The 8,424-nt window shown below is 33.5% G+C and carries 7 protein-coding genes; 6 read left to right on the plus strand and 1 reads right to left on the minus strand.

The features are described 5' to 3' along the window. The first annotated feature begins 433 nt into the window (after positions 1-433). Together BAQ46_RS00010 and BAQ46_RS00015 are read left to right on the plus strand one after the other, a co-directional pair. Positions 434-2,365, plus strand: a complete 1,932-nt coding sequence (locus BAQ46_RS00010; RefSeq protein ID WP_071741418.1) for a glycosyltransferase — start codon at positions 434-436, stop codon at positions 2,363-2,365. Between the two features lie 66 nt (positions 2,366-2,431). Next, complete coding sequence (locus BAQ46_RS00015) at positions 2,432-3,208, plus strand: class I SAM-dependent methyltransferase (protein WP_000657503.1); 777 nt, start codon at positions 2,432-2,434, stop codon at positions 3,206-3,208. Between the two features lie 40 nt (positions 3,209-3,248). Here BAQ46_RS00015 and BAQ46_RS00020 read toward each other — a convergent pair whose 3' ends face one another. Continuing rightward, complete coding sequence (locus tag BAQ46_RS00020) at positions 3,249-4,193, minus strand: NAD-dependent epimerase/dehydratase family protein (protein WP_001230823.1); 945 nt, start codon at positions 4,191-4,193, stop codon at positions 3,249-3,251. Positions 4,194-4,464: 271 nt separating this feature from the next. Between BAQ46_RS00020 and BAQ46_RS00025 the strand changes: the two genes are divergently transcribed. The 4 genes from BAQ46_RS00025 (at position 4,465) to BAQ46_RS00040 (ending at position 8,375) form a co-directional block, all read left to right on the plus strand. Beyond that, positions 4,465-5,259: a sulfotransferase family 2 domain-containing protein gene (locus BAQ46_RS00025; RefSeq protein WP_000800261.1), complete on the plus strand. Its 795-nt coding sequence runs from the start codon at positions 4,465-4,467 to the stop codon at positions 5,257-5,259. Between the two features lie 202 nt (positions 5,260-5,461). After that, positions 5,462-6,184 carry a class I SAM-dependent methyltransferase gene (locus tag BAQ46_RS00030; protein WP_048558004.1) on the plus strand — a complete coding sequence of 241 codons (723 nt, stop codon included), beginning with the start codon at positions 5,462-5,464 and terminating at the stop codon, positions 6,182-6,184. Between the two features lie 26 nt (positions 6,185-6,210). Then, entirely contained in the window at positions 6,211-7,083 is an 873-nt protein-coding gene (locus BAQ46_RS00035; RefSeq protein ID WP_071741419.1) for a class I SAM-dependent methyltransferase, read from the plus strand. Positions 7,084-7,298: 215 nt separating this feature from the next. Continuing rightward, positions 7,299-8,375 carry a glycosyltransferase WbsX family protein gene (locus tag BAQ46_RS00040; protein ID WP_000690993.1) on the plus strand — a complete coding sequence of 359 codons (1,077 nt, stop codon included), beginning with the start codon at positions 7,299-7,301 and terminating at the stop codon, positions 8,373-8,375. Positions 8,376-8,424: the final 49 nt, after the last annotated feature.

Raw genomic sequence — 8,424 nt, forward strand, 5'->3', positions numbered from 1 at the left:
GTTGTTTGTTTCGTTCAGTTTTCAAAGAACTTGTCTGCCGCTCATTTGCGACTTCCTTATGTTAACATCTTCGTTAGTTAATGTCAACTAAGTTTTTTATTTCGTTTGTCGCTTTCGACGTTATTGTCATCGGCGACTTGTTCTATATTACACTTCTGTACTCTAATCGTCAATACTTTTTATCCTTTTTATTTTATAAATTATAAAGCGTATTTTTATAATCCTTCCCTAAAGATTAATAAACTAGTGTAGTCATTTTTATAATCGACAGATTCTACTTTATAAAGAATGAATATCAAGCCACACAAATATATATTAAAAGTAGCTTTTTTATTTCGGTTACATTCACAATTATCTCCTACCACTTCTCTCTAGGAATTATAAATACATCCTACATTTACTAAAATCTAATTACATTAGGAGGCGTTATGAAATGCATGCTAATAAGAAAATCATTTATGTATCCCATGATGCCCATTTCCACGGAGCACAGCTGCTTTCTTTACATACTATTAAAGCCCTTAAAGAAAACTTTCATTACTCCGTCGCAATTATTTCTATTGGAACCGGTATTTTAATCCGCGATTTTCAAAAGTATGGTCCTGTTTATTGCCTAGAGGAAGACTACCCAACGGAAGAAAAAGTCGAATTATTAATAAAGAAGTTATTATTAAAAGACTATACCATCGCCATATGTAGTACCGTCATAAGTGGTGATATAGTTGCATTACTAGCTAAACATAATATTAAAGTTATTTCATTAATACATGAATTGCCGCATTTAATACAACAGTACTCTGCTGAGGGAAAAGCAAGAAACATTGCCCAATCTGCTCACAAAATTGTCTTCCCTTCACAATACGTGTATGAAAAATTCCGTACAATCACCCAATTAGATCATCAAAAATGCCACATTCTCCCTCAGGGCTTGTTCAACCATAATCCTTATAAGAAAAATATTGCACAAGCGAGAAGCGATTTACGAAAAAAGCACAATCTGCCTCTCGATAGCAAAATCATCTTGGGGGTAGGTTTCGCTGATCATCGAAAAGGAATAGATTTATTCTCACTTATTGCTTACTCAGTAAGAAAGATGCATACGAATATTCATTTTATCTGGGTTGGGAAAACAGATGTTCATTTTTTTAATACAATCTCCCCAAGATATACAGCACATTTCACATTAGTGGAACCAACTCCAGATATCGGTTTATATAACGCCGGTGCTGATTTATATTTATTAACTTCAAGAGAAGATCCTTTTCCAAACGTAGTTTTAGAAGCATTAGATACAAAAGTCCCTGTTATAGGGTTCAAAAACGCTGGAGGTTTTGAAGATGTTGTTACGGAACAAACCGGCGCATTAGTAGACTATTTAAACTTACCTATGATGCTGGAAAGAATATATGAACTTATCGGGAATGAAGATTTACGATTACAAAAAGGGACCTTTGGCCAAGAACTTATTGAAAGAGATTTCAACTTTCTTGATTACGTTTATCAATTATTAAACTTGCTTGAGCATAATTATAAAAAAATAAGCGTTATTGTACCGAACTATAATTACGAAAAATACTTACCGGAACGAGTTAAATCAATATTAAATCAAACCTATCCCCTTTACGAACTAATTTTCCTAGACGATGCCTCTACTGACAATAGCGCATCTATATTTGAAAAGCTGCTCTCAAATGAAAATAAACACCACCTGAAAGTTCAGCAGATTATTAATGATAAAAATTCTGGTTCTGTATTTAAACAATGGATAAAAGGTGTCTCTGCAGCAACCGGTGATTATATTTGGATTGCTGAGGCCGATGACTTATGTGATCAGACATTTTTAGAAGAAGTAATACAAGGGTTTCATATAGATAGTGATGTTGCCTTAAGCTACACACAATCAAAACAAATAGATGAACAAGGAAATATCTTGGCCAATCATTATTTGAATTACACAAATGATATCGATAAGGAAAAATGGCAGAGTTCTTATATCCGAAAAGGGATAGATGAAATACAAGATACGTTATTTATCAAAAACACCATACCTAATGTCTCAAGTGTAGTTTTTAAAAACATAGATATAAAAACAATAGCAAAACAATTGCAAAAGTTTAAAATAGCTGGTGATTGGTTTTTCTATGTTTCTCTCCTTAAAGAGGGGAACATTTATTTTAATCCAAAACCTCTAAACTATCATAGACGACATACAAATAGCGTAACAAGAACAGAAGATTCATATTCCCATTACAGTGAAGTTGTACAAATGCAGAATTTCATTAAAGACACCTTTACTATCGACGACATTTCAAAAAAGAAAATGTATGCATATAGAAAGTACCTTGAAACATATTTGAAGGTTTAATTATATATTTTCTTTATCATCAGTAGCTCTTTTAAGACATTACTATTATTTAAGGGGTGTTACTCTTTGAAAGAATTTATAGAGGCAAATAAACATTTGATTTCTCAAATTGCACAAAAATACAATGTAAGTGCAAATATCCACCCAGAGGATCATATCTTTCAATTCCTTGTCACAAATCCAGTCTTTCCATCTAAAAAAGAAGCAATAGATTATTATTTTAAAGATGGAAAAAAATCAGCAGAAACACTCTTAGATTTAATTACTTCCTTTTATCCTCCTGTAGACACTCCAATTCAATTATTAGAATTCGCATCCGGATATGGCTGCGTAACACGTCATTTATTAAATCAGCAAATGAACTTAAGTATAACTACTTGCGATATACACGAAGAGGCTATTACTTTTATTAAAAACACATTACATACTTCATCTCTATTATCTCACCCTGAACCAGAACAAGTAAAATTAGCCTCGTCTACGTATGATATCGTTTTTTGTCTATCCTTTTTTTCTCATATGCCTGATACAACTTGGTTTCGTTGGCTTCAGACATTGTATAACGCTGTTTCCCCTGGCGGCTTATTCATTTTCACAACTCATGGATATCAAAGTAAAAAGTACTTCGGCTTTCCCGCTTTAAATGAACGGGGTTATTGGTTTCTTCCCTCTAGCGAACAACTCGATTTAGATGTTCATCAATATGGGCAAACGATCGTTAGCCCCTCTTACGTATGTGACAAAATTAAATTATTACCTTATAATCCTATTATCAAAAAATACACTGAAGGTTTTTGGTGGGAACATCAAGATCTTTGGGTAATAAAAAAAGAAATAAAATAATAAACCACGCTCTACTTATACAGAAGTAGGGCATGGCTTATTATTTTTTACTATATAAGAACTCTTCAATCCATAGCTTATTTAATCTAATTCCACTTTTGAAATCCACTTTCGGTTCCCAATTACATTCTCGTCTTACTCTATCTATATTTAAAATGATTTTTTGAACGTTTTCTTGCTTTTGTTTATAGCAGATAAAGTCCACTTTTCTTTCCGTTAATTTCTCCAATTCTACTATAATTCGTTTTAAAGAGAGACCCTTTCCGCTGCCTATATTATACACACAAAATTTCAAGTGATTTAATTGCGATAGTTGTATAGTAACTTCCACTAAATCATCGATATAAATATAATCTCGAATAATTTCTTGTGGATTCCCATATATATTAATCTTTTCATTACTGAGATGCTGATACAAAAAACAATTTATTGCTCCAACTTTCTTTAACGGGTTTTGATATTTTCCATACGGATTAGAATATCTACATACAACATAGTCCATTCCATATTTTTTCTTATAAAAGTACAAATAATTTTCAAGCGACACCTTTGTTATTCCATAAGGAGAAAGTGGTTTTAATGGATGTTCCTCATCAATAGGCAGATATTCCGGTTCACCATAAACTGTGCCTCCAGAAGATGCTAATACGATTTTTTTAATGGGGAAATTTTTAGCACTTTCCATGAAATTAAGAAAAAAAAGGCTACTGTTTATATCTCCGAAAACATCTTCAATTGAAGTTGTTACATTAGACGTTGCAGCTAAATAAATAATAATATCCACATTCACTAAGGCTTTATATATATCTTCAACATTTGCTAAATCACCTTTAATAAATTCAACCTCACTTATAATATTTTGAGGAAAATTATTTATATGTCTGGAAAATACTTTTACATTTTGGCCTTTTTTCAATAAACCTAATGCGAGGTTAATACCAATGAAACTATTTCCACCTACTATTAAATAATTATTCTTCCGCATAATATCCTCTCTAGTAATAAGATTTTTGCTTATCTCACCTAGAAATACAAATAAATAAACTTAGTCAATTCTATTATTGAGTCTCTTATAATTGTATGCCCCTTATAAATTTTCATTATCTTTATTTTATATTTTCCCTTTAGAATCACTACCTTATTTAAGCCGTCCGAAAAAACATTCATAATATTTACTCATTCCTATGAATATATTGGATTAGTAAAAGCTTTCTCCTTCTCCATAAATAAAACTTTCAAAAAGGAGCACTACATGTATGAAGAATGTAAATCAAGAGCTTTTAAATCATGTAATTCTACATAAAGATCGAATCCCACATTTCCATAAAGACTTTCCCCTTATACTATTCTGGAGCCATAGAAGCGGATGTACTACTTTAGCTAATTGGTTCTTTTTTCAAATCGGATTGTTTAATGAAGCAAAGAAATACCATGACTTTATTCATTACTATGAATTCTGGGTATATAAAAACAACACCAACTACATACCAGAGTTACAAAATGGGCTTCTAACAGCAGAAAAAGCTGTTTGTAAACTTGTACGAAATCCCTATACAAGGGCCGTCAGCTCATTTTTATTACTTGCTGACAATCCATATGCAATTCCTCAATGGGAAAGTATCCGCCAGTATTTATATAATGACAAATATAGTAACCGAGGAATATCATTTAAACAATTTTTATATTACGTTCGAGCATTAGGTCCCAATTCCGTAGCAATGGACATACATTTTAGTCAGCAATACGTTCCGGGTGAAGAAAATTTCATCCAACACTATATTCCTTTAGAAGATTTTAATACACAAATCACCAAAATAGAACATACGTACGATTTAGTTAAATCTAATTTAGCGCTACTTACAAATTCAGATCATCATCGCTCTCATAAAATGATGTATACAGGAAGCTATGCAGAGCTCAGCATTACAGATGCCGCCTTCCCTCGCTTTCCGACATATAAAAGTTTTTATGATGAAGAAACAATGGCATTAGTTACAGAAATATATGCACAAGACTTTGAAATGTATCCGTACACAAAAGGGATATTTTAAATTGATACACTCTTCAATGAATAAAAGCGAATGTATCGCATAGCATAAATTGAAACTTTAATTAGAGAGGGGTTCTCCCCTGCTAATTATTCCCTTCTACCAATTTTACTGTTATAGATTCCCTAAATTTCACCTACCCTCTTTGAATTCACTAATTATTGACGCATGTGCCATATATATTTTTACACAGGAGTGATGTCATGTGGAAGGTAATCTGAAACATAATAACGGATATTGTGTTATTTGTGAGAAGGAAGCTACATTTATAGAGCATAACGATTGGCTTAGAGATCACTACTTATGTTCTACATGCCACTCTATACCAAGGCAGCGAGCTTTAATTCATGTTTTAAATACATTTTTTCCGAAATGGGGTTCCTATCATATTCACGAATCCTCACCTGGGGGGATTACAACTCAACTACTAATAAAAAACTGCAAAAACTATACATACTCTCAATACTTTAAAAACTATCCTCTCGGCCAATACTTTCAAGGGATTAGATGCGAGAACTTAGAAAACATGACTTTCCAAAATGGATCTTTTGATTTGTTCATTACTCAAGATGTCTTTGAACATGTAATGGAACCAAACAAAGCCTTTAAAGAAATAGAGCGTGTATTAAAGCCTGGCGGTGCTCATGTGTTTACTGTCCCTTGGTACCACACACTTCCCAAAACTTTGCAAAGGGCAAGAATCAATGAGGATGGAATTGAGTATATTGAAGAGCCAATTTATCACGGAAATCCTATTGATGAGAATGGGTCTTTAGTAACATTTGATTGGGGCCAAGATATGATTGAATATATTTATACACATGCAAATATGTATACCCTAGTTTATTTACAAAAGGATAAATCACTAGGCTTAGATGCTGAATTTTTACATGTTTTTATTAGTAGAAAACAAGAAAATGATTTTTAGGCACCATATAATTTGGAGGTTAACAAATGGATGATTTTAAGTTAGGAAGTGATTTTGATAACCTTGTTAGCCCGCTTTCTGATGTTGAACTTCTTCATCTATTTATACAAAGTTGCTCACAAACAAAGATAAATGGTATCCCAGTACCTATGTTCCCCCCTGAAGAAATTCAACAACAGTTTGTAGGTGCTTCCTATGAACATGCTCTTTATGAAGCATATTTGTTTTATAGACTTGTAAAAACATATGCCCATAATTTAAGCGTTCCCTTGAATAAAGAACGGAAAATTTTAGACTTTGGTTGTGGCTGGGGAAGAATTATACGCTTTTTTTTCAAAGATGTTCGCGATGAAAATTTACTTGGGATTGATGTAGATCCAGCAATGATTAATATTTGCAATGAAACGTTAGGAAGAGGAATATATAAAACCGCCAATCCACAACCTCCTGTAGAATTTATTAGTGACAATTCATTGGACATCATATTCGCTTATTCTGTATTCTCACATTTATCCGAAGAAACTGCAGAACATTGGATAAAGGAATTTTCAAGAATTCTTCGTCCAGGTGGAATCTTCATCGCCACGACACAAGCGCGCTATTTTCTCGATTACTGTCAACAATTTAAGGAACACCCTGAATTAATTCAGACAGGATGGCATAAAACTTTATCTCAAGCTTTTCCAGATATAAATCGTGCCATCTCGGATTATGAAAGCGGCAATTTCGTCCACAGCCCTACGGGAGCTGGAGACGTTAGAAATAGTAGCTTCTACGGGGAAACCATTATACCTAGAACTTATATTAAAAACCACTATGAGAAGTATTTAAAGCTGCGGGACTTTTTCGATGATGCAAACCGATTACCCCAAGCCCTATTTGTTCTCCAAAAAGATTAACTCTTTTCGCTCATTGTATAATGAAGATCATTTTATATTTCAGCCGTATATATTAAATCATTAAAGATTTCCATATCAAGCAAACTGTACAAAAAAATTCATTATGAGGCATAAACAGAGTAAGTAAATAACGGTTCTCATGCTTTAACTAGATTCGAAAAATCAAAAATAACTTCCCACCACTTGAACTACGAAGCACATAAGGGGGATATATCTTGAAAATAATTGCTTTTTACTTACCACAGTTTCATCAAATAAAAGAAAATGACCGATGGTGGGGAAAAGGTTTTACTGAATGGACAAATACTAAAAGTGCACGACCTTTATTTTCAGGACATTATCAACCTAGAGAACCTTATCAAGATTTTTATTACGACTTAACCACCCCATCCGTAAGAAAATGGCAAGCAGAAATTGCCAAAGCACACGGCATATATGGTTTTTGTTATTACCATTACTGGTTTAAAGGGAAGAGGCTATTGGAGAGACCATTTAATGAGGTACTTCAGATGGGCGAACCAGATTTTCCATTTTGCCTATCTTGGGCAAATGAACCATGGACAAAAACTTGGGATGGTCTTGATAGTCACATATTAATGCCTCAAAATTACGGAGGGTTATCGGATTGGAAAGAACACTTTGATTATTTATTACAAGCTTTCCAAGATGAGAGGTATATCCGTATAGATAATAAACCACTATTCATTATTTATCGTCCTGGGCATATACCTAATTGTGAGCAAATGCTTAACTACTGGAATACACTCGCACAAGAAAATGGTTTGGCAGGTATATACTTTGTAGAAACATTAAACAGCTTCCCACTTCCTAATATAAATGGGTTCGATGCTAGCATTCAATTCGAGCCTTTTTATACAATTGCTCATGATAGCTCTTCAGACATAAATAAAACAATATATGAGTCTGGTAAACAAATAAACGCTTGGGATTATGATAAAGTTTGGATGTATATACTAAAGCGGTCTCCTCCAGAGAAAAAAACATTTCCCGGTGCCTTTGTTGACTGGGACAACACAGCACGCCGCAAAGATTTAAATAGCAGCATTTTCGTAGGCTCTACTCCTGAGAAGTTCACGATATATTTAAGTAAGCAAATCCAGCGCACCTATTCTGTTTACAACAGCGAGTTTTTATTTATTAATGCGTGGAATGAATGGGCAGAAGGTACTTACTTAGAACCAGATAAAAGGCATGGCTTTGCCTATTTAGAAGGAGTTAAACAAGCAATTAACAGAGGCATGAAAGCATACAAAAAAGACGAGTCATTCTGACTCGTCTTAAGCTTGCTTGGCGACGTCCTACTCTCACAGGGACAAGGTC

It is taken from the genome of Bacillus paranthracis, from assembly GCF_001883995.1.
GTDB lineage: Bacteria > Bacillota > Bacilli > Bacillales > Bacillaceae_G > Bacillus_A > Bacillus_A paranthracis.